This window comes from Stenotrophomonas sp. STEN035 (assembly GCF_056759935.1).
Genome location: NZ_JBRRDY010000028.1, coordinates 39,732 through 61,625, shown reverse-complemented (window position 1 = coordinate 61,625; position 21,894 = coordinate 39,732). Strand labels below are relative to the sequence as shown.

General features: G+C 59.0%; 17 protein-coding genes and 1 pseudogene. 12 read left to right on the top strand and 6 right to left on the bottom strand.

Annotated features, from left to right (window positions below; genetic code table 11):
- Positions 1-559 precede the first annotated feature (559 nt).
- From ACVOLL_RS15075 to ACVOLL_RS15045, 7 genes are all read left to right on the top strand, one after another.
- Entirely contained in the window at positions 560-1,795 is a 1,236-nt protein-coding gene (locus ACVOLL_RS15075; protein WP_296247996.1) for a TolC family protein, read from the top strand.
- Positions 1,792-3,027: an efflux RND transporter periplasmic adaptor subunit gene (locus ACVOLL_RS15070; protein WP_481513623.1), complete on the top strand. Its 1,236-nt coding sequence runs from the start codon at positions 1,792-1,794 to the stop codon at positions 3,025-3,027. The genes ACVOLL_RS15075 and ACVOLL_RS15070 overlap by 4 nt, the downstream gene beginning before the upstream one ends.
- 9 nt (positions 3,028-3,036) lie before the next feature.
- A complete protein-coding gene (locus ACVOLL_RS15065) occupies positions 3,037-6,168 on the top strand; it encodes an efflux RND transporter permease subunit (protein WP_296247992.1) in 3,132 nt (1,043 codons plus the stop codon).
- Between the two features lie 44 nt (positions 6,169-6,212).
- Positions 6,213-6,896, top strand: coding sequence for a HupE/UreJ family protein (locus tag ACVOLL_RS15060; RefSeq protein WP_481513629.1), 684 nt, complete (start codon positions 6,213-6,215; stop codon positions 6,894-6,896).
- Between the two features lie 13 nt (positions 6,897-6,909).
- The gene (locus ACVOLL_RS15055; protein WP_296247990.1) at positions 6,910-7,551 is read left to right on the top strand and encodes a hypothetical protein; all 642 of its coding nucleotides are present in this window, start codon (positions 6,910-6,912) and stop codon (positions 7,549-7,551) included.
- 59 nt (positions 7,552-7,610) lie between these two features.
- The gene (locus tag ACVOLL_RS15050; RefSeq protein WP_296247988.1) at positions 7,611-7,859 is read left to right on the top strand and encodes a hypothetical protein; all 249 of its coding nucleotides are present in this window, start codon (positions 7,611-7,613) and stop codon (positions 7,857-7,859) included.
- 74 nt (positions 7,860-7,933) lie between these two features.
- Entirely contained in the window at positions 7,934-9,268 is a 1,335-nt protein-coding gene (locus tag ACVOLL_RS15045) for an MFS transporter (RefSeq protein WP_296247986.1), read from the top strand.
- 100 nt (positions 9,269-9,368) lie between these two features.
- Here the strand turns inward: ACVOLL_RS15045 and ACVOLL_RS15040 are convergent, their stop codons facing one another.
- Positions 9,369-9,749, bottom strand: coding sequence for an OsmC family protein (locus ACVOLL_RS15040; RefSeq protein ID WP_296247984.1), 381 nt, complete (start codon positions 9,747-9,749; stop codon positions 9,369-9,371).
- Between the two features lie 87 nt (positions 9,750-9,836).
- Complete coding sequence (locus tag ACVOLL_RS15035) at positions 9,837-10,499, bottom strand: ArsR/SmtB family transcription factor (protein ID WP_296247981.1); 663 nt, start codon at positions 10,497-10,499, stop codon at positions 9,837-9,839.
- Between the two features lie 208 nt (positions 10,500-10,707).
- On the opposite strand from ACVOLL_RS15035, the gene ACVOLL_RS15030 reads away from it, so the two are divergent.
- The 3 genes from ACVOLL_RS15030 (at position 10,708) to ACVOLL_RS15020 (ending at position 13,651) form a co-directional block, all read left to right on the top strand.
- Positions 10,708-11,985, top strand: coding sequence for an MFS transporter (locus tag ACVOLL_RS15030; RefSeq protein WP_296247979.1), 1,278 nt, complete (start codon positions 10,708-10,710; stop codon positions 11,983-11,985).
- The gene (locus ACVOLL_RS15025; RefSeq protein WP_296247977.1) at positions 11,982-12,332 is read left to right on the top strand and encodes a DsrE/DsrF/TusD sulfur relay family protein; all 351 of its coding nucleotides are present in this window, start codon (positions 11,982-11,984) and stop codon (positions 12,330-12,332) included. Before ACVOLL_RS15030 ends, ACVOLL_RS15025 begins: the two co-directional genes overlap by 4 nt.
- A 125-nt stretch (positions 12,333-12,457) precedes the next feature.
- On the top strand, positions 12,458-13,651 hold the full coding sequence (locus tag ACVOLL_RS15020; protein ID WP_481513622.1) for an MFS transporter: 1,194 nt from the start codon (positions 12,458-12,460) through the stop codon (positions 13,649-13,651).
- Positions 13,652-13,836: 185 nt separating this feature from the next.
- On the opposite strand, the gene ACVOLL_RS15015 is transcribed toward ACVOLL_RS15020, so the two are convergent.
- From ACVOLL_RS15015 to ACVOLL_RS15000, 4 genes and pseudogenes are all read right to left on the bottom strand, one after another.
- Positions 13,837-16,977 (bottom strand): efflux RND transporter permease subunit, encoded by a 3,141-nt coding sequence (locus ACVOLL_RS15015; RefSeq protein ID WP_481513621.1) that lies wholly within the window; start codon positions 16,975-16,977, stop codon positions 13,837-13,839.
- 10 nt (positions 16,978-16,987) lie between these two features.
- Entirely contained in the window at positions 16,988-18,007 is a 1,020-nt protein-coding gene (locus ACVOLL_RS15010; RefSeq protein ID WP_481513620.1) for an efflux RND transporter periplasmic adaptor subunit, read from the bottom strand.
- Positions 18,004-19,290: pseudogene (locus ACVOLL_RS15005) on the bottom strand (TolC family protein). Before ACVOLL_RS15005 ends, ACVOLL_RS15010 begins: the two are co-directional and overlap by 4 nt.
- A gap of 29 nt (positions 19,291-19,319) precedes the next feature.
- Complete coding sequence (locus ACVOLL_RS15000) at positions 19,320-19,916, bottom strand: cation diffusion facilitator family transporter (protein ID WP_481513619.1); 597 nt, start codon at positions 19,914-19,916, stop codon at positions 19,320-19,322.
- Between the two features lie 116 nt (positions 19,917-20,032).
- Here ACVOLL_RS15000 and ACVOLL_RS14995 point away from each other — a divergent pair, with 116 nt between their 5' ends.
- Entirely contained in the window at positions 20,033-20,461 is a 429-nt protein-coding gene (locus ACVOLL_RS14995) for a MerR family transcriptional regulator (RefSeq protein WP_481513618.1), read from the top strand.
- A 378-nt stretch (positions 20,462-20,839) separates the two neighbouring features.
- Positions 20,840-21,859, top strand: a complete 1,020-nt coding sequence (locus tag ACVOLL_RS14990) for a hypothetical protein (RefSeq protein WP_481513617.1) — start codon at positions 20,840-20,842, stop codon at positions 21,857-21,859.
- Positions 21,860-21,894: the final 35 nt, after the last annotated feature.

The following is a 21,894-nucleotide window of genomic DNA, read 5'->3' as shown; positions in this document are numbered from 1 at the left end:
TCACAAAGGCACTGGACGTCCTCCGTGAGGATTCTCCTGTTGCTCGCGCCTATATCGACAAAAGCCTAGAAAGCCATTTACCCTAATGGAATGTACCGTACGTCGGCCACTTCCGATCTGCTTCGTGTCAGCCTCTTTGCGCTGCTGGCCATAGTTTCGTTGGTGCGTCCGATGTTGAACCTGATGGGTGACCTACACTCCACAGATCACGCGATCGTTGAAGCCGCTGAGCATGGCCATCACCACCCTGGCGAGCCTGATTCGGATTCCGATCCTGAGCATGCCAAGGGGCCGCATGCCCTGCTCCACTCGGTTGACGCCAATGGTGCAATCAACCTCTGCAACCACAGTCACTGGACTCCATCAGGTGTTCCAGATACCACGGTCCCGCCTCTAGACGTCTATTGGCGTCCTTCGCAACAACCCTCTACACCCTTCAGACCTCCAATCGTTTGACGAATCCGGCCGCCTTATAGCGGCCTGACAGTGCTGGTCGCAATTTGCGGCCGGCTGCGCTATTCGTCGAACAATCGGAGAAGATCCCGTGAATTTGCGTTGCATGTGGGTACTGACTTTGGTCGGTACCTGCAGCGTTGCCCCGTGCGGCTTCGCTGCTGAACCTTTGCGCCTGGAGGAAGCCGTTGCCCGCGCTCTCCTGGCGAATCCCACAATCCAAGCCGAAGTCGCCCGCCTGGAGGCGGTACGTAATCGTGCAAACCGAGAGGCCCTTCCCGCTACCTATGTAGTGGGAGCCGATTTCGAAAACGTTGCCGGTACCGGCGGGCTGAGCGGTGTTGACTCAGCTGAAACCACCTTGCGCATTGGACGCGTCCTCGAGTTGGGTGGGAAGCGTGATGCCCGCGCCGCATTGGGTGATGCAGAGATCAACCTTCAGCGAGGCGCTGAAGGCGTGGCCAAACTCGACATCACCAATAGCACTACGCAGAGATTCATTCAGGCCGCTGTCGCTCAGGAGCACGTGGAGAACGCCGAAGAACGGGTTCGCCACGCGAACAGCACGCGTCGAGAAGTTGCCAGGTGGGTGCAGGCAGCACGTAATCCGGACTCCGACCTTCGGGCCGCAGAGATTACATTGGCCGATGCCGAACTGAAGCACGAGCTGGCGCTTCAAGCCCTTCAGGGAGCCAAGGCACGCCTTGCTGCCAGCTGGGGAGCCCTCACCCCGGACTTCGATACCGTTATCGCGGATCTGGACACCCTGCCCCCACTCGCGGATTTCGGAATCTTGGCCGGCCGCCTGCCGCAGACACCGCAACAGCGTCTTGCGCAGCTCGAAACAGAGTCTATTGCGGCTCGTCGTCGGATTGCAGTTGCGAGTGGAAAGCCTGATGTGAACGTCAGTCTTGGCGTTCGTCGTTTGGAAGCTACGGGTGATCAGGGGCTGGTGATGTCCTTCTCCCTGCCACTTGGAAGCCAACGCCGCGCGTCCTACTCCGTTGCTGAAGCCGATGCGGATCTGGCTGCTGTGCATGCTCGCGCCCAAGTCACAGGTTTGGAACAACGCCAGCAATTGTTCGATCGCTATCAGTTGATGCAGCAAGCCCGCTCGGAAGTGGAAGCGCTTCGCGCCCGGATGCTACCCAAAGCGCAGGAGGCGATCAGCCTGACGCGCCGTGGCTTTGAAGCCGGTCGATTCTCTTTCCTGGCGCTTGCGCAAGCCGAGAAGACCCTGTTCGACCTGCGCGAACGCGAGGTCGAAGCGGCCGCTCGCTATTACACCCTTCTGGTCGAGGTTGAACGCCTGACCGCTCAATTTCCGGATGCCTCCCAATGAAGCGTTATGCATTCCTGATCCTGCTACCGCTGATGCTCGCCGCCTGTGGCGACAAGCCGAACGCTGTACCTGCTGCAGAGGACGGCTCGGTAGCTGCCGGCGCCGACTATGAGCGCGGCCCTCATCGTGGCCGAATGCTGCGCGATGGCAACGTCGCCATCGAGGTGACGGTGTACGAAACCAACACGCCGCCGCACTTCCGCCTGTATGCATACCGGGACGATAAACCGATCGCCCCGGGTGAGGTAACCGCCAGTATGGAGGTCGCGCGACTCGACGGCGAGGTCAACGCCTTCGCCTTCAAGGTGGTGAAAGACTATCTAGCCGCGAGTGCCGAGGTTGTGGAGCCGCATTCGTTCGACGTGAAGGTCAATGCCACGCTCGGCGGAAAAGCCCATAACTGGACCTACGCGTCCTATGAAGGTCGAACCACCATTGATGCTGAAGCGGCAAAGGATGCCGGCGTTGTCATTGAGACCTCAGGTCCAGCAACGATTCGTGACACCGGTCAATTGATGGGAACGGTCGCGCTGAATGAGAACCGTCTTGCTGCAATCAAAGCAAGGTTCCCGGGAATCGTTCGTGCGGTGCAGGTTCAACTGGGCGACCACGTTGCACACGGGCAAACCCTGGCGACGATCGAGGGCAACGAGAGCATGCGTACCTACGCCGTGACCGCCCCGTTTGATGGCGTCGTGCTGACGCGTACAACCAACGTGGGCGATGTGGCTGCCGACAATACCTTGATCGAAATAGCCAACCTGGGCGAGGTATGGGTGGATCTGCGGGCCATCGGCACCGACGCCGAGCGCTTGGCGGTCGGCCAGGCTGTACTGGTTCGCTCGGCGACCGGCGAGACCACCGTGGAATCCACCATTGCCTCCCTGCTGCCAGTGGCATCCAGCGGGCAGAGCGTGGTCGCCCGCTTGAGTCTGCCCAACCCGGATGGCCGTTGGCGGCCTGGAATGACGGTCGCAGCCGAAGTGACGTTGTCTTCCGAAGAAGTGCCGCTTGCGGTGAAGGAGTCCGGCCTACAGCGATTTCGCGATTTCACCGTCGTGTTTGCGCAGGTGAAGGACACCTACGAGGTACGCATGCTTGAGCTGGGTCGCAGGGACGGCGAGTACGTCGAGGTACTGGGCGGGCTGAAGCCCGGGACACCCTACGTCGCAGAGCAAAGCTACTTGATCCGCGCAGACATCGAAAAGTCCGGCGCCAGCCACGACCACTAAGGAACGGCCATGCTCGAACGAATCATACGAGCGTCGATCGCTCACAGGTGGCTGGTGCTACTCCTTGTGCTTGGGCTGTGCGGCCTTGGCATCTGGAACTACAACCGGCTCCCCATCGATGCTGTGCCAGACATCACCAACGTCCAGGTGCAGGTCAACACCGAAGCACCCGGCTACTCGCCATTGGAGGCAGAACAGCGCGTCACGTTCCCTGTCGAAACAGCATTGGCCGGCCTGGCCAAGCTTGAGTACACCCGTTCGGTTTCCCGCTACGGTCTTTCCCAGGTCACGGTGGTGTTTGAGGATGGAACCGATATCTACTTCGCCCGTCAGCAGGTCGCAGAACGCCTGCAACAGGCGGCCTCTGCCCTGCCCTCTGGCTTGAAACCTTCGCTGGGACCGGTTGCCACCGGCCTGGGCGAAATCTTCATGTACACGGTCGAAGCGGAGCCCGGTGCAGAAGACACCTGGACACCCATGGCACTACGCACACTGCAGGACTGGGTCGTGCGCCCGCAGATGCGCCACCTCAAGGGAGTCACCGAGGTCAACACCGTTGGCGGGTATGTTCGCCAATTCCACGTCACCCCTGACCCCTCGAAGCTTCAGGCCTACGGTCTGACCATGCAGGACGTTCTTGATGCAGTAGATCGCAGCAATGCCAACGTCGGTGCCGGCTATATCGAACGATCAGGCGAGCAGTACCTGATCCGTGTGCCCGGCCAGGTGGCGGACATCGCCGGACTTCGGAAAATTGTGGTGGCCACACGCGACGGACTTCCGTTGCGCGTAGGCGATGTTGCCGAAGTGCTTGAGGGCAGCGAACTCCGTACGGGTGCCGCTACCAAGGATGGCAAGGAAGTGGTGCTTGGCACCGTGTTCATGCTGATCGGGGAAAACAGCCGGGAAGTCGCACAGCGAAGCGCTGCGAAGCTCATAGAAATTGACAAGACACTGCCTGAGGGGGTTCGTGTACACGCTGTATACGACCGCACTGAACTGGTTGACCGCACCATCGAAACCGTTCGCAAGAACCTGCTGGAAGGTGCCCTGCTCGTCATCGCTGTGCTGTTCCTGCTGCTAGGGAACTTGCGCGCAGCGTTGATCACCGCCGCGGTGATCCCGTTGACCATGTTGTTGACGATCAATGGAATGGTGCAGAACCGCGTCTCGGCGAACCTGATGAGCCTGGGTGCGTTGGACTTCGGCCTGATCGTTGATGGTGCAGTAATCATCGTGGAGAACTGCCTGCGTCGTTTCGGCGAGCAACAGCATGCATTGGGACGCCTTCTCACCCGCCAAGAGCGATTTGAGCTTGCTGCTAGTGCGAGCGCTGAAGTGATCAAGCCAAGCTTGTTCGGCTTGTTCATCATCGCCGCCGTCTACATCCCGATCTTCGCCCTGTCCGGGGTGGAAGGAAAGATGTTCCACCCGATGGCGTTGACGGTGATCATCGCGTTAACCGGAGCGATGGCGCTATCGCTGACGTTCGTGCCGGCGGCAGTGGCCCAGTTCGTGACCGGGAAGGTCTCGGAGAAGGAAACCCGAGCGATGCGTGAGGCAAGCCGTTTCTACGGTCCCTTGCTGGACAAGGTCATGTCTGCACGCAAGTTGGTGGTGGCGGCTGCAGTTGTTCTCATTGTTCTCTCAGGCGCACTAGCGACCCGTCTGGGCACTGAGTTCATCCCGAACCTGGATGAGGGTGATATCGCTCTGCATGCCCTGCGTATTCCAGGCACGAGCCTGACCCAAGCGATTGGCATGCAGCGGCAACTGGAAGCTCGGATCAAGGAGTTCCCGGAGGTGGATGAAGTTGTAGCCAAGATCGGTACCGCCGAGGTGGCCACCGATCCGATGCCGCCTTCGGTGGCTGACACCTTCATCATGTTGAAGGACCGCAGCGAATGGCCAAACCCACGTAAACCCAAGGCTGAACTCATTGCCGAGCTGGAAAAGGCCGTGCGCGCCATTCCCGGCAACAACTATGAGTTCACCCAGCCGGTTCAGATGCGCATGAACGAGCTCATTGCGGGTGTTCGCGCCGAGGTGGCGATCAAGCTGTATGGCGATGATCTGGACCAGCTGGCAGCCATCGGTGGGCAGATCGAGAAGGTTGCCAGCAGCATCGAGGGCAATGCCGACGTGAAGCTGGAACAAGTCACCGGCCTGCCCCTGATGACCATCACGCCCGATCTGGATGCCTTGGCCCGCTATGGCGTATCGATCGACGCCGTGCAGAAAACGATCTCCATGGCATTGGGTGGCGAAACAGCCGGCCAAGTGTTCGAGGGGGATCGCCGCTTCGACATCGTGGTTCGCCTGCCCGAGAGCATGCGCGAAAACCCGAGGACCTTGGCGTCACTACCCGTCGCGTTGCCAGTTAGTGAGGAAGCGGCACGTGGCTATGTGCCGCTGGGCCAACTGGCCAAGGTGGAAGTCGCCCCAGGTCCGAATCAGGTCAGCCGGGAGAACGGCAAGCGACGGGTGGTCATCACCAGCAATGTTCGCGGTCGGGATCTTGGCTCGTTCGTGGAGGAGCTGCGCGAACGCGTGGGTACGGAGGTGGCGATGCCAGAGGGCTACTGGGTGGAGTATGGCGGCACGTTCGAGCAGCTGATCTCTGCCAGCAAGCGCCTTTCGGTCGTGGTGCCGGTCGTGCTGGTGCTCATCTTTGGCCTGCTGTTCATGGCCTTCGGCTCGGGCAAGGATGCCGCGATCGTCTTCAGCGGTGTGCCATTGGCACTCACAGGCGGCGGACTGGCACTGGCAATGCGGGGAATCCCGCTATCCATCTCAGCGGGCGTTGGCTTCATCGCTCTATCCGGCGTCGCGGTGCTCAACGGCTTGGTGATGATCAGCTTCATCAAAAAGTTGCGCGAGGACGGCGCCTCTCTGGAACACGCCGTACATGAGGGGGCGATTACCCGCTTGCGGCCGGTGCTGATGACGGCGCTGGTGGCCAGCCTTGGATTCCTGCCCATGGCCCTGAACGTCGGCGCTGGCGCAGAAGTGCAGCGCCCGCTGGCCACAGTCGTTATTGGCGGAATCGTGTCATCCACTTTGCTGACCCTGCTGGTGCTACCGGCGCTCTATCGCCTCATCCATCGCGATGGGGACCTCAACAACACGGAGCGCGCATGAGCGCTCCTTCAATTCCGAAAGTAAAGGAGAGTTTCTTGCGCAACATCAAGCTACCTGCGGCCGCACTCGCAGGCCTTGCGCTGCTGACCACAACAGCAGCTGCGGTGGCCCATGGCGTCAGCGAGGGGGACGCCGCCTTCCTCGAAGAAAGTTCCGGCCGCAATCTGCTGGCATTCACCTATCTGGGTGCCAAGCACATGTTCACCGGATACGACCACATCCTGTTCCTGCTGGGGGTGGTGTTCTTCCTGTACCGCATGAAGGATGTGGGCATCTACGTCACGCTCTTTGCCATAGGGCACAGCATCACGCTGCTGCTCGGCGTGTTGGGCGGCTTCCACGTCAATCCATACATTGTGGACGCCCTCATCGGCTTTTCTGTTGTCTACAAGGCGTTAGACAACATGGGTGCTTTCCGGCGTTGGTTCGGCTTTCAGCCCAACACGAAGGCTGCAGTGATGATTTTTGGTCTGTTCCACGGCCTCGGCCTTGCCACCAAGCTGCAGGACTTTTCACTGTCCCCGGAAGGTCTCGTCGCCAACATGTTGGCGTTCAACGTTGGCGTGGAGATCGGCCAGATCCTTGCTCTGGCGCTCATCCTGATCGTCATGGGCTTCTGGCGCCGCTCGCCGATGTTTGCCCGCCAAGCCTTTGGTGCCAACGCCGTGTTGATGACCGCTGGTTTCCTGCTCATCGGCTACCAGCTCACCGGCTACTTCGTTTCCTGATCGAGATAATTCAATGTCCATTACTGCAAATCAGCCTCTTCCCAGCACCGGCCGCCTGGTCCGCGCCACCTTCATCGCCGCAGCCGTAGCATCTGTGCTGCTGGTCACTACCGTCATGCCTGCCGAGTACGGCATTGACCCGACCGGTGTCGGTCGGGCGTTGGGCCTGACCAAGCTGGCCGAGACTACTGAGGACAATGCGCCAGATGCCGCGGCTCCGGTCACGGGTTCCAACAACCAGGCCAACCAGACCTTGGCCGAAAAAGCCAAAGCCGCTTTTGGTGAGAACAAGGGGCAGACGTTGGATGCCGCTGCAAACTCACTTACCGCAGGTCCAATGCGTACAGACGCACTTACCGTGACATTGGAGCCGGGCAAGGGCGCTGAAGTAAAAGCACATCTTAAGCAGGGTGCCGGCGCTATCTACCGCTGGAAAGCTACCGGCGACGTGGCGGTGGATATGCACGGTGAGCGCCCGGAGGTGAAGGGCGCTTGGACCAGTTATTCAGTCGAGGCCGCGCAGACCCAAGCCGAAGGCACTTTCATTGCCCCCTTCGATGGGACGCACGGCTGGTACTGGCAGAACCGTGGCACCACACCGGTGGACGTTTCGGTCGAAGTCGTCGGTTTCCAAGCTGACCTGTATCGCCCTTGATCTCCCTACACTTGATTTCAACCCGCGGTGTGTACACCGCATTTTCCGGAGTGTTACCCATGAAGATCCGCAATGTTCTCGTAGCTTGCTTCCTCGCAGCAGCCTCCACCTCCGGAGCTGCAGTCGCGCATGACCCTGCCCTGCATGAGTCCACCCCGGCTCCCGCAGCGGTAGTGAAGAAGCCCAAGCCCACCACCTGCGAGCAGTTGGCTGATGCATCCAAGTATGACGTCAATCACAATGACTCGGCCACCAAGGCGCTGAAGACCTCCTGTGATGCTCAGAAGGCGGGTGCGGCAAAGAAGTAATCTGTTTGAAAGAGCGAGCGGGACCCAACTGGTCCCGCTCTATCTCCTTGCATGCACTTCTCGAGATTCCTTCCATGATCGACGTTCTGAAGAACTCAAGCTTCCGGAACCTGTTTGCCGCCCAGGTCGTAGCTCTGGTGGGCACAGGCCTGGCTACGGTTGCATTGGCCTTGTTGGCCTACGACCTGGCCGGTGCCGAAGCTGGCGCCGTGCTGGGGACAGCACTGGCGATCAAGATGATCGTCTATGTGACACTCGCCCCAGTCTCAGCGGCCGTAGTACCTCCAGCATTGCGAAAGACCGTCTTGATCGCACTTGACCTGGCCCGAGCCGCGGCTGCTCTTACCCTGCCGTTCGTCACCGAAATCTGGCAGGTCTACATCCTGATTGCACTGTTGCAATCCGCCTCCGCATGTTTCACTCCCCTTTTCCAGTCACTCATTCCAGAGATTCTCAAGGATGAGAAGGACTACACCAAGGCACTATCGCTCTCCCGCTTGGCGTATGACCTTGAAAGTCTGTTGAGCCCTGCGTTGGCTGCGGCGTTGCTTACTCTGATCAGTTTCCATGGGTTATTTGCCGGGACTTCTGTTGGCTTCGTACTCTCCGCGATACTAGTTTTCTCAACCGTCTTTCCCTTGATCGCGGACAAGCGAGGAAATGAGGGACCGTACACGCGAGCCATTCGAGGAATGCGCATCTACCTGCACACACCGCGTCTGCGTGGTTTGCTGGCGCTAAACTTGGTCGCTGCTGCGGGCGGATCGCTGGTATTCGTCAATACCGTGGTTGTGGTGCGCAGCGTCCTTCATGGCGGTGAGCGTGAAGTGGCCTGGGCCCTGGCTGCGTTCGGTATCGGGTCGATGACGATCGCCATGCTTCTACCGAAAATCCTGGGAAAAATCTCGGACCGACTGGTCATGCTCGCAGCAGCTGGCCTGATGTGCACAGTACTAGCGGGCCTGCTCGGCACCTGGATTGGATTGAACGGAGTCGTCACCTGGGCCGTAGTCATTCCAGGCTGGGTACTTCTCGGGATGGCTTATGCAGGACTTGTCACCCCCGGAGGTCGCTTGCTTCGCCGTTCCGCTGATTCTGCTGATCTACCATTTTTGTTCGCTGCGCAGTTTTCGCTGTCTCATGTTTGCTGGCTAATCGCATATCCACTTGCTGGCATGGTTGGAGCTCGCTGGGGAATCCCCGTGGCGATCAGCGCGCTGACCGGCCTGGCTGTTTCCGGGCTGATCGCTGCCTGGTATTCGTGGCCGCAACTTGATCCTGATGAGATAGAACATCGTCACGATGATCTACCAGGCGAACACCCACATTTGACGAATCTGGACGGGAACGAAAAGACGCATTCACATCGATTCGTCATCGATGAACTGCACCGTCGATGGCCATCATGATGAACGCACGCCGGTGCCACATAGCGCTTACGTCTTGGATGGCTAGCGACTTCAGGCAGTTGGAATAAGCTAGCGGCCGGCATATGCCCAGAGGGATTTGCTACCGCTGTCGTGCGAACTCTAGATCTCGAGAGAGGGTCTCGCGCACTGGGCAGCTATCAGCAACAGCCTCCAACTTAATGCGCTCTGCGTCACTGATGTCACCGACAATTTCGATTTCGTAGTTGAAGCATGTTCTCGTCTGATCAGGCTTGCTGATCCACACCGTTGTGGAAACGTGATCAAGCGCTATCGAATGCTGATCGGCGTACATCCGGATCGCCATGTTGATGCAGGTGGCGAAGGCTGCCTCCAGCAACTGATGGGCGCCGAATCCAGCTCCGCTTCCACCTTTCGCGGCGGGTGCATCGCAGACAATAACCTGGGTCTCGTTGCTGACTTCTGATTGGTAAGGAGCCGGTAAGCTGTTGACCGTGATCATCAAAACACCTCTCTACAGCATATTTCAGTAACGTCGTGCGACAGACTATCTCGCGTCTATCAGGCCTGGGGGGCCGATACGCCAGATCTAGTCTGTGACGACCTCGAGTCCCGCTGCCTTCCACTCGGGAAACCCCTCCTCCAAACGACGAATGCGGTAACCCTTCATCCGCAATGCGGACACGACCTCGAACGACATCACGCAGTACGGGCCTCGGCAGTAGGCGATGATCTCCTGATCCTTGGGCAGCTCCGCCAGACGGTCCTCCAGTGCCTCGATAGGCATGCTGACGGCTCCAGGTAGATGGCCGAGCGCGAACTCAGCTTCTGGACGCACGTCAAGCACGGTGACCATCCCGCTATGCATCCTCGTGATCAGCTCCTCCCGAGACACCGGCTCCAGTGCGTCGCGGGCGTCGAAATAGTCTCGAACGATTCGATCAACTTCCGCGACATTGCGTTCAGCGAGATGGCGCAGCGTTTGAAGGACGGACACTACTTCAGCATCGCCGGCCAAACGATAGAAGACCTGCTTACCTCGACGCTCGGCGTCCACCAAACGGGCACGACGTAGAAGCTGCAAATGGCGGGACGTGTTGGCAACACTCATACCCGTCAATTCCGCTAGAAGGTCGACACTACGGCGGCCTTGGGCAAGGTGCTCGAGCAGTTCGAGACGGTTGGCGTGCCCGAGTGCCTGAGCCACTTCGGCCAAATGCTCGTAGATCTCGTGCTTCGGAGTGCTTGACATTCCCTACCCCTCCAAACAATCATTCAATTCATTGATTGAATGATGCCATTGTACAAAGAGGGTGGCAAGCCATGGTCCTTGGACAGCACCTGCGAGCAAACCTGGCGTGTCGCTTGCGCGGCAAGCGCGTGGCCGCGCCCGGTTTCGAAAGGCATCACAGCATGGCTACCAGTGCCGTTAACGCCGGTCATCCGGAAGCTGAAGCGATATGAGTACGACGTCGGTGGCGGTTCCCGTTCGGCTTGGCCTCAAGGAGAACTGGCGGCAGTTTTCTTTGCTTGTACTGATCAATGCGTTTGTTGGTGGCATGGTTGGTATCGAGCGCACCGTCGTGCCGTTGATTGGCACAGAAGAATTCCGCGTCGCGTCGACCACGCTGGTCACCTCCTTCATCGTCAGCTTTGGCCTGGTCAAGGCGTTCGCCAACCTGATCTCCGGTCACCTTGCGGACACTTGGGGTCGCAAGCGCGTTCTGATTCTTGGTTGGCTATTGGGCTTGCCTGTGCCCTTCATGATCATCGCTGCACCCACCTGGGAATGGATTATTGCCGCGAACGTGTTTCTTGGCTTGAGCCAAGGATTTGCATGGTCGATGACGGTGATCATGAAGATCGACCTTGTTGGGCCGAAGGGACGCGGATTGGCGGTTGGCTTGAACGAGTTCGCAGGCTATCTGGCCGTTGGCATTACCGCCTTCCTCACTGGCTATCTCGCCAGCCGCTATGGCCTGCGTCCGGCACCAATCTACCTCGGTGTCATCTATGCGATCACAGGCACGCTGCTGTCGATTCTCGTTGTTCGAGACACTCGCGGTCACGTACATGCGGAAGCGGCCGCCACTGAGACCAACTCGCCAACATTGAGCTTTCGGCAAGTATTCGCGCTTACGTCGTTCAAGGATCGGAACCTGTTCGCCGCATCGCAAGCCGGACTGGTGAACAACCTCAACGATGGCATGAGCTGGGGCATATTCCCGCTTTTCTTCACCACACTGGGTTTGGGTGTGGAGCGTATCGGGCTTCTGAAGGCTATTTATCCAATCGTCTGGGGCGCAGGCCAGGTTGTGACTGGGCCACTGAGTGATCGCTGGGGACGCAAGGGCCTGATCGTAGCCGGCATGTGGGTGCAGGCAGTAGGTCTGGTGCTGACGGCCGCTACCGGGCAATTTCGGTGGTGGTTCGTCGCCAGCGTGCTACTGGGCCTTGGCACGGCCATGGTCTACCCGAGCCTGATTGCAGCAGTATCCGATGCCTCTGCCCCCTCCTGGAGGGCGCGATCGCTTAGTGTCTATCGCTTCTGGCGTGACATGGGCTACGCGATCGGCGCGCTGTCGGCAGGACTCATTGCTGATCGTTTTGGTTTCGCGACAGCGATCTACTCAATTGCAGTGTTGACCTTCCTGTCTGGCCTGGTGGTGGCTTTCGCAATGCGCGAAAACTCTGCTGGCCGTGAAGCTGTTACATCCATAACTACGGGTGAGCCATGAATGTTCTTTTCATCATCAATGATCCACCCTACGGCACAGAGCGCATGTACAACGCCCTTCGACTCGCCGGGTCAATCCTGAAGAGTGGGAAATCCACAGTGAATGTTTTCCTGATGGCCGATGCAGTACTTGGAGCGAAAGCGGGGCAGAAGACGCCTAACGGGTACTACAACATCGAGCGCATGGTCCGCCAGGTTGTGATGGCACGTGGTGAGGTTCTGCTTTGCGGTACATGCATGGATGCCAGGGGGATCACTGACAATGAAGTCATGCAAGACGCTCGACGCAGCACGATGGAGGAGCTGACAACCGCCACCCTTGCCGCAGACAAGGTCTTGGTGTTCTGACGTGCCTCAGATGCATCTCGATTACGACGCCACCACATCAGCTGCCTCTTCCGTTGAAGCAACGAGAAATCGCCACGCATTGACATCCGAATCCGTCTATTTTGCACGAGCATAAGTACGCACACATGAAGAACCACGCACACCGCCAAGTGCTGATCCTGGCTAGTGCCCAGGCCTTGTTCCAGATCGTTTCCGTGATGGTGATGACGATCGGTGGGCTGGCCGGCGCACAATTGGCTGATTCGCCCAAGTGGGCAACGCTTCCGATCGCCACCATGTTCCTCGGAACGGCCATCGTGACCTTTCCGGCCTCGATGTGGATGGCTCGCGTCGGACGCAGAACCGGCTTTCTGTGCGGAACTGCGATGGGCCTCGTTGGAGGCCTTATCGCGGCTTTCGGCATCTGGAAGCAATCGTTGCCGATTCTGGTGTTCGGTACCTTCTTCATTGGTGCCTATCAAGCCTTTGCGCAGTTCTATCGTTTCGCCGCCGGCGAAGTGGCTGATGATGCATTTCGACCGCGCGCGATATCTTTGGTACTGGCCGGCGGCATCGTCGCAGCTTTGGTAGGACCGACGCTCGCTCGTGCTGGCGGACCACTATTGGCGCCCGAGTACCTGGGTTCGTTCCTGATTCTGGCGGTTGTATCCGTGGTAGCGAGCGGCGTCCTGCTCGGCTTGAGGATTCCCCCTGCTGTGGGCCACCTCATAGAGCCAGAGAACAGGCGACCCTTGCGTAAGATCGTGCTGCAGCCCACCTATCTGGTGGCTTTGTTTGGTGCGGCGACTGGCTACGGCATCATGATCCTCGCAATGACCGCTACGCCCATTGCGATGATCCACCACCATCATGAGCTGGCGAACGCAGCTACCGTTATCCAATTGCATACGTTGGGTATGTTCCTGCCCTCTTTCTTTACAGGCTCGTTGATCGCCCGATTCGGTACAGTTCCGATCATGCTCGCCGGCGCGGTAATTTTCATTGGCCATGTCCTCACGACGTTGACAGGAACAAGTTTCGGTTCCTTTGCGACCGCATTGGTCCTCCTCGGCGTGGGTTGGAACTTCATGTACGTCGGAGGCACCACCCTGCTGACCAGCACCTACACAGTCGCCGAAAAAGCGCGAGCGCAGGCCGTCAATGACATGACGATCTTCTTCGTAGGGCTGGCGTGCTCGTTCAGTGCCGGTGGGCTGCTCGACGCAATGGGCTGGCAGAGAATGAATCTTGTTCTGCTTCCCTGGTTGCTCATGGTCGTCGCTGCGCTCAGCTGGCTTGGATTGAGGCAGAGACGCACGGCCGTTGCAGAGTCCGCATAGTGTTGCCGCGTGTGAAGTGGATACGCGAGGTTCGTGTAGACCAAATGGATCAAGCACCGCCTCGGGATAGTGGGACGGAATGCCGCAGCAGTCTCCCAGGACCTGCGATAGGACGATGATCTACCGTAACCAGCTGTGGAAGCCTGCTTCTAGGCAGGCTTCCACACTTCTATACAGTTCGTCGATCAATCGCGTCCTCGATGAACCCAGCGATAGAGCACTGGCAGAACCATCAGGGTCAGCAACGTGGACGACACAATGCCGCCGATCACCACGGTCGCCAACGGCCTTTGCACCTCCGACCCTGGTCCGACATTGAGTGCCATTGGAACAAAGCCCAATGACGCCACCAATGCCGTCATCAGCACCGGACGCAGTCTGCTGAGCGCACCTTGCCGCACGGCCTGATCTAGGCCCACCCCGCGGTGGCGAAGATCACGGATGAAGCTGATCATTACCAGTCCATTCAAGACAGCTACGCCTGACAGGGCAATAAAGCCGATGCCTGCGGAGATCGAAAGCGGGATATCGCGCAGCACAAGCAGCAGCACGCCACCGGTCAGTGCCAGCGGCACTCCACTGAACACAACCATGGCGTCCTTGAAGGACCCAATGGCCCAATACAGCAGTGCAACGATCAACACCAAGGTGACCGGCACTACGATCGCGAGGCGCTGGCTGGCCGACGCGAGTTGCTCGAAGCTTCCGCCAAACTCGATCCAGTAGCCCGTCGGCACCTTTACCTGTGCATCGAGCGAGGTGCGAAGCTCGTCCACGAAGCTCCCCAGATCGCGATCACGAACGTTGGCGGTCACGACCATACGACGCTTTCCGTTCTCGCGATTGATCTGATTGGCGCCCTCGCTCATCTCGATGCGTGCGACTGCCGACAACGGTACGCTTCGGGCCGCGCTGGGAGACTTACCTGCACCTGCCTCCGCGTCGATAGGGAGTGCAATTGGCAACCGCGCCAATGCATCTGGATCCTGCCGTAGAGGTTCGGGCAGACGAACCACGATGTCGAACCGTCGATCACCCTCGAATATCTGCCCCGCAACTTCACCCCCAACTGCCGTTGCGACAACCCGTTGGACATCCTCTGGGGTAAGACCCAGGCGATTCAGGGCGGCACGGTCAGGGATGACGGACAGGAACGGCAACCCGCTCGCCTGCTCCATCCGCACATCAGAGGCACCCTGCACTGTCTTGACCACGGCCTCGATGGATTTGCCGGTACGCGCCAGCACCTCCAGGTCATCGCCGTACAGATTGATTGCCACATCTGCACGAACACCGGAGATGAGCTCGTTCATCCGCATCTGGATCGGCTGGGTGAACTCATAGTTGTTGCCAGGCACGCGTGCAACGACTGCTTCAATATCCTCTACAAGCACTGTCTTGGTCTTACGTGGATCAGGCCATTGCGAACGCGGCTTGATCATCACAAGCGTGTCAGCCACAGACGGCGGCATCGGGTCTGATGCTACCTCCGCAGTGCCCACCTTTGAGAAGACCCGCTCGACCTCCGGAACTTCGAGAAGTCGCGTCTCCAGAATTTTCTGCATCTGCACGGATTGCGTAAGACTGGTGCCGGGAATGCGCATGGTTCCGATCGTGATGTCGCCTTCATCCAGACTGGGGACGAACTCGCTGCCCATCCGCGATGCGATCACACCGCTACCTGCAACCAGCAGGATAGCCAAGCCACCTACAATCCGCGCATGTCGGAAGCTGGTATCAAGAAGCGGTTCATAGCGCCTGCGCATCCAGGACATCAGGCGATTCTCTTTTTCCTGGACGCGTCCTCCGAGCATGAGTGCGATGGCTGCGGGCACGAAGGTGAGCGCCAGCACCATCGCACCGGTCAGCGCCAGAACAACGGTAATTGCCATCGGGTGGAACATCTTCCCTTCGACGCCGGTGAGGGCAAAGATTGGAAGGTAGACAGCAGTGATGATGCCGAGCCCGAACAGGCTTGGACGGATAACTTCCGCGGTAGCAGCGGCAGTCAACTCGAAGCGCTCTTCAAGCGAAAGCGTCCTGCCGAGCTCGTGCTGACGTTCGGCGAAACGGCGCAGGCAGTTCTCGATGATGATTACCGCACCGTCCACGATCAAACCGAAGTCCAATGCTCCCAAGCTCATCAGATTGGCTGAGACGCCGCCACGCGCCATGCCGGTCAGCGTGAACAGCATGGCAAGCGGGATGACCAGCGCCGTGATGAGCGCTGCACGGAAGTTCCCAAGCAACAGGAAGAGGATGACGATGACAAGCAGTGCGCCTTCCGTCAGGTTCTTGGCAACCGTCGTGATGGTCCGGTCCACCAGCAAGGTCCGGTCATAGACAGGTGTCACCGTGACGCCTGCAGGCAGGCTACGGGAGGCCTCCTCCAACCGTTTGGCGACCGCTTGCGAGACCTCACGGCTGTTCGAGCCCATCAGCATGATGGCGGTGCCCAGAACCACTTCATGGCCATTCTGTGAAGCCGCACCACTGCGCAGCTCCTGCCCTTCACCGACTGTGGCTACATCGCGGACCCGGATCGAAACCCCCTCGCGACGCGTAACCAGGATGTCGCCGATCTGCCCGGGGTCTGCCTGAGCCGGGACCCGCACCAGATACTGCTGACCGCTGCGTTCAATGTAGCCGGCACCTATGTTCTGGTTGGCTGCCTGCAGAGAACGAACCACGTCTTCCAGCGTCAGATTCAACGCACGCAGACGAGCGGGATCAGGCGTGACGTGGAACTCACGCTTGAAGCCACCTAGGGTGTTCACCTCGGCAACACCGGGAACATTTCGCAGCTGGGGACGGATCACCCAGTCCTGCAGGGTCCGCAGGTCCGTGGCGTTGTAAGGACTACCATCGGGCTTACGCGCTTTGGGGTCAGCGTCGATCGTGTATGAAAAAATCTCCCCCATTCCCGTGGCGATAGGCCCGAGCATGGGCTCCATTCCCTGGGGAATCTGCGACTTGGCTTGCTGCAAGCGCTCAGCGACCTGCTGGCGGGCGAAGTAGATGTCGGTGCCGTCCTTGAACACCACCGTGATCTGGGAAAGACCGTAGCGTGAGAACGAGCGGAACGACTCCATCTTCGGCAGGCCGGCCATCGCCGTTTCGACCGGGAAGGTTATGCGTTGCTCAACCTCCAGCGGGGAATAGCCAGGAGCAGCGGTGTTTATCTGCACCTGGACATTGGTGATATCGGGCGTCACGTCGATGGGCAGGTGGCGGAAACTCCAGACCCCAACGGCAACGAGTACAAGTGTCAATGCCATGACCAGCCAGCGGTGGCTGATGGAGGCCCGGATCAAACGTTCCAGCATTCGGGAATCCTCAGTGGTCATGGCCAGCCGCCGACTTCTCGATATCTGCCTTGATCAGGTAGCTCTGTTCCACCACGACCTCGTCACCGGCAGCAACACCTTCGAGTACCTGTACATGCGTCGCGTCGCGCTTTCCCAGCGTCACCGGATGAGAGGTGTAGGTATCTCCAGTGCGAACAAAGACAGCGTCGCGTCCATCCATGCTTTGCACTGCAGATTGCGGAACGACCAGGTCGGCGTTCTCACTTGCAGTGGTGATCCTGACGTTTACTCCCGCACCGGGCCGCCAGTTGCTGGCCGGGTTCTCCAGGACCGCCCTCCCCACCACACTCTGGCTGGCAATCGCTGTCCCGGGAAGAATGCGCTGCAAGCGGCCAACCGAAGGCTCACCGCCATAGAGGTCGACCACTTCGATCTCATCTCCAGGCCGCAGTGATGCGGCTTCTGCACCGAATACGTGCACATCGACCCACACCTGTGAAAGATCGGCTATCTCGAACAGCACCTGCCCTTCCGCAGCGCCCCCACCCACCTGAGCCGCGCGTGTCACCACCACCCCACTACGCGGTGCGTTGATGCTGTAGGCACTCAAGCTCAGGTTGCTGTCGACCGTCGCCAGCACCTGACCCGCCTTTACGTTGTCGCCCACGTTGGCCATCAGCGCTCGCACCGTGCCGGGAAACCTTGCCGTGACCTGCGACTGGGCGCTGTCGCCAGCGATGATCATCCCCTGCACTTCGAGTTGGGTGCGAATTGCGCCGGGCGCAACAGCCGCGACCTCAACCCCGTTGTCCTTGGCGTCCTGCGCGGAGATGGTGGTGTTCTCAAGTGCACCATCTTCGTGATCGTCAGCATGAGCTTCCGTGTGTCCCTCCTCGTGGCTGCCGGAGTCTTCTCCTTCCGCATGACCATGGGGGTCGGTTGGCTGCTGGCTGTCCTCGCCTGCCTGTTTGCCACCACAGGCAGCCAGCGCGGAGGCCAGCGTCGCAACCAGCAGCCAGCGGGGAGCATGCGTCATAAGGAGGGTCATGGGGAGGTCGGGTCCTGTGCGGATGAAGGAGATTTCGTGGAATCAATAATTGGTTGGCCGGTCAGGCGCTGCAGTTCGATCAGTGCACTCTGTGCCGCCAGCGCAGCTTGTAGCTGCCGGCGCATGGCTTGTGCCTGCTGGTCCTGCAGTTGCGCCCACTCCAGGTAACTGGTTGCACCCGCTGCCCAAGCTGCCGCTGCAGACTTTTCTGCGCGCGCCAAGCGCGGCAGCACATCACTGCCCAGACGCGCAGCTTCCAACCGCGATGTCTGGTACTCGCCAAACGCCTGTGCTGCGGCAGCGTGCAAGCGGACTTGCAACGCCTCACGCTGCAACGGAATCAGAGCCAGTTCTGCTTCCGCGGCGCGAATGCCCGGAGCCGCGCGAGCACTGCTTCCAAGCCCCAGTGAAATGCCGGCAAACAAGGCGGTGTCGTCACTGTCCTGAAACCGGCGTGCACCGAGCTGCCAACCGATGTCCGCGCGGGACGCAGTGCGGGCCAGCCGCAATTCGGACTCTCGCACCCTTGCCTCTCCCTGCAGGAGCGCCAGTTCAGGCGATCGGGTGAGTTGCTCGGAGAAAGCTGCGAACTCGCCTGCTGCCGGTAATACCAGCGGATCACCAGTCACGTCTCCCGCAGCAGGTGTGGTGCTGTTCCACAAGGCTGAGAGGCTTTGACGCGCGGCCCGTTCGGCCTGAGCTGCACTATCACGGTCAAGCTCTGCTTCGGCCAACGAAGATTGCGCAGTCAGCACGACCGACTCCGGTGCACCACCCGCCTGGTGTCTACGCCGCGCTGCATCCACCGCACGTTGGCGGTGGGTGATATCCAGCTTGGCGATGCGTTGCTGCTGCACGGCCCCAGCGATGACGAGATAGCGGCGTGCCGTCTCTGCCAGTAGATCCAATCGCGCCATCTCGCGCTGGGGAGCAAGTTGGTCGATATTCGCACTCGCCAAAACTCGGCGAGCATCCAGCTTCCCGCCACGCTCCAGCGTACCCGCCAGGCTGACGCTCAATTCGGCTTGATCGGCCCCCTTGTAACTTCCGCTGCCAAGGACGTTTTCCAGTTCCAATCCCGCGGTCATCTACGGGCGTTGAGCGGCGATCTCGGCGCGAGCATCCAGCACACGCCGCTGGCCTTCAATAAGGCGGAGTTCTGGATGCCCTTGAGCGACGCGTTCGATGGCTGCGTCGAGCGTTAGTTGCTGGTTGTTTTCCGCCCACGCTGGCGCACAGACGAGTCCCAGGCAAAGGAAAAACGAGGTTAGACGAGGCTTCATGCCGGTAGATCCAATGAGAAAGTGGGAGATCAGGGAGTGCGCGAGGCCTTCCAGGCAGGCCATGCTTCAGCGATCACGCTGATGGCCGATCGCAGGAACAGCAGGCCGATGACCACGCCGGCAAGAACATCCGGCCAACCCTGGCCCGTCAGCGCAACGCCCCCCGCAGCGACCAGGACCCCCAGATTTGCCGCGACATCGTTGCGCGAGCATTCGAAGGTGCTTTTCATGTTGATGTTCAGCTTGCGGAACCGCCACAGCAGCGCAAGGCAACTGAGGTTTGCGACAAGGGCGACTGCACCGAAGATAAGCATCAGTGAGCTCGACGGCGGCACGCCGTTGATCAGTTTGTTGATGACCTCGATCACGATGAATACGAAGAAGCCAAGGATCAGCAAGCCCTTGGCGAGCGCAGCACCTGCTTCCCAGCGAGCGCCCCGGTTGACTGCCCATAGGCTCAGCCCATAGACAATGGCATCGCCGAGCATATCGACCGCATCCGCCTGCAGTGCGCTGGACCGGGCAATGAGGCCAGCCCCGAACTCAATGAAGAACATCGCCAGATTGATGATCAGCACCGCTATCAGCACCCGCCGTTGAGCGCTATGCAGGGCGAGACTTTCCAACTCTTGGCGCTTGTTTCCACAACAATGGTCCACGGGGGCCTCCGCCGGGGCCCGCCCGGACTTGAAAAACGAATCAGGCGCCTTTATCAACCCTGTAGCTACTACAAGGTCAAGTCATGAATGAATTTTTCACCATTGGCCAATTGGCCCGGCATACGGGAACCAAGGCGGAGACGATCCGGTACTACGAGAAAATCGGGCTACTGGAGGAGCCGCAGCGATCGGAAGGCAACTACCGGCACTATGGAGAGCAGGCACGGCGCAGATTGTCGTTCGTCCGTCGTGCGCGTGAGCTTGGCTTCTCGATCGAGCAGATTCGAGAGTTGATCACCTTTGGCGAGCAACGCGAACACGAGTGCAGTTCCGTGGACGATGTGGTGAAGGCACACATCGCCGAGATCAAACGGAAGGTAGTCGACTTGCTTGCATTGCAGACCGAGCTGCAACGCATGCTCGGGAACTGCCCTGGAGGTCGCGTCGCCGACTGTCGGGTGCTGGAGGCACTGCAACCGGCGACATCAACTGAAGCGAAGCCAAGGCGCTGATGGTGCTGCCAAGCGTCGGGCAGTTGTGATACCCGTGGTAACCCGCCCTAATCCCCGGCCCCGCTCACGTCCGCTTCCGGCCAAAAGCAGACGCAGCGGAAAAGAGAAACGACTGCCCCATACAGCAGGCCAAAATGGCGCCGTGACAAATCGCGACTATGAACTTTACATCGAGACGCTCGGGTTGTGGCTAAACCCGAAATCGTCGGTCTTCGGCGCTCGCGTCCATCCCACCGAGCAGCCTTCCCTCGAACAATGCTGCGACACCGGCAACTACAGGCAATCAGCACCGACACTTTTAAAGATTCTTACTTCATGAGATAGGCCGGCCAGCTATCATTAGCGGTTCACCTATGAAATGGAAGCCAAGGTAAATACATGCTTCACAGTGACAACAACGCTCTCATCCTTGAGAAGCCTACTAGCTGGAAAATGGACTCATCTGTTCAACCGTTGGTCGCGACCACACTGCACCCATCCAATCAGCGGCCAACTGGGAAGTACAACAGCAGCGGTATGCTCCCAAACATGGGCATGTTATTTGATCATCTACTTAGCATGATCAGAAGCGCGCATGAGAACAGACAGTACCAGCCAAGCCCGTTTCCAGCACTTTGGGAGAGAACGTGTACGCGCCTAGAGAAACATAAAAACGCCACCACATATGAGAAGTGGAAGCTTACAAGCATTTTAAATAATGCCGATGAACTCAGGAAGATCGACGACGAGATCGCTGATGTGTGGGCTTACGTACAAAGGACGCGCAACAAAAAGAAGCATGGTGCGCATAGAAAGGTCGCAGCTGGAAGGCTCAAAGAACTCCGCCTCAAACGCCAGTCTTTCAAGCCTAAGGCTGAAGTAGAAATCGACGGCGCACTAGAGATATCCATCGCCTTCTGGATTGAAGCGCGAAATGCCTACAACGTCAAAGATGAGGAGCGGGCATTGCACTCGCTTCTCCAATGCAGCTTCTATCTGGGAACCACTCACTCTCCCGTTACCGAGTCCGAAGCTCAGCGCGGACGGCGACTTGCAACAACGAGAGACAAGCCAAGATTGGCCATCTTGCAAGCAGCTATTGAGGTGATCGAGACCTTTAAGGTTACCAGGATCATCCGTCACCAAGAAACGCTATGCGGAGAGATCTCACTGCTGATCGCAAATGACCCAAAGTATTCGAAAGCGGTAATCGACTTCGCTAAGTGGAACAACAAGGAACCGTCGACTCAAGAACAAGTTAGTGAACGCATGCAGGAAACGCTCTTCCAATGTGCCAAGGGGAGACGTTCAGGCACCTACGCCGAATTCAAGGAGCGGCTCAATCAACTCTTCAAAGTGGCAAGCAAGTTTGGCCTATCAAATCGGACGAAAAAAGTAAAGACGCCTACCGGTTGGTGAGTTTTTTGCCGATTTAATAGCACGGATCCTCTTTG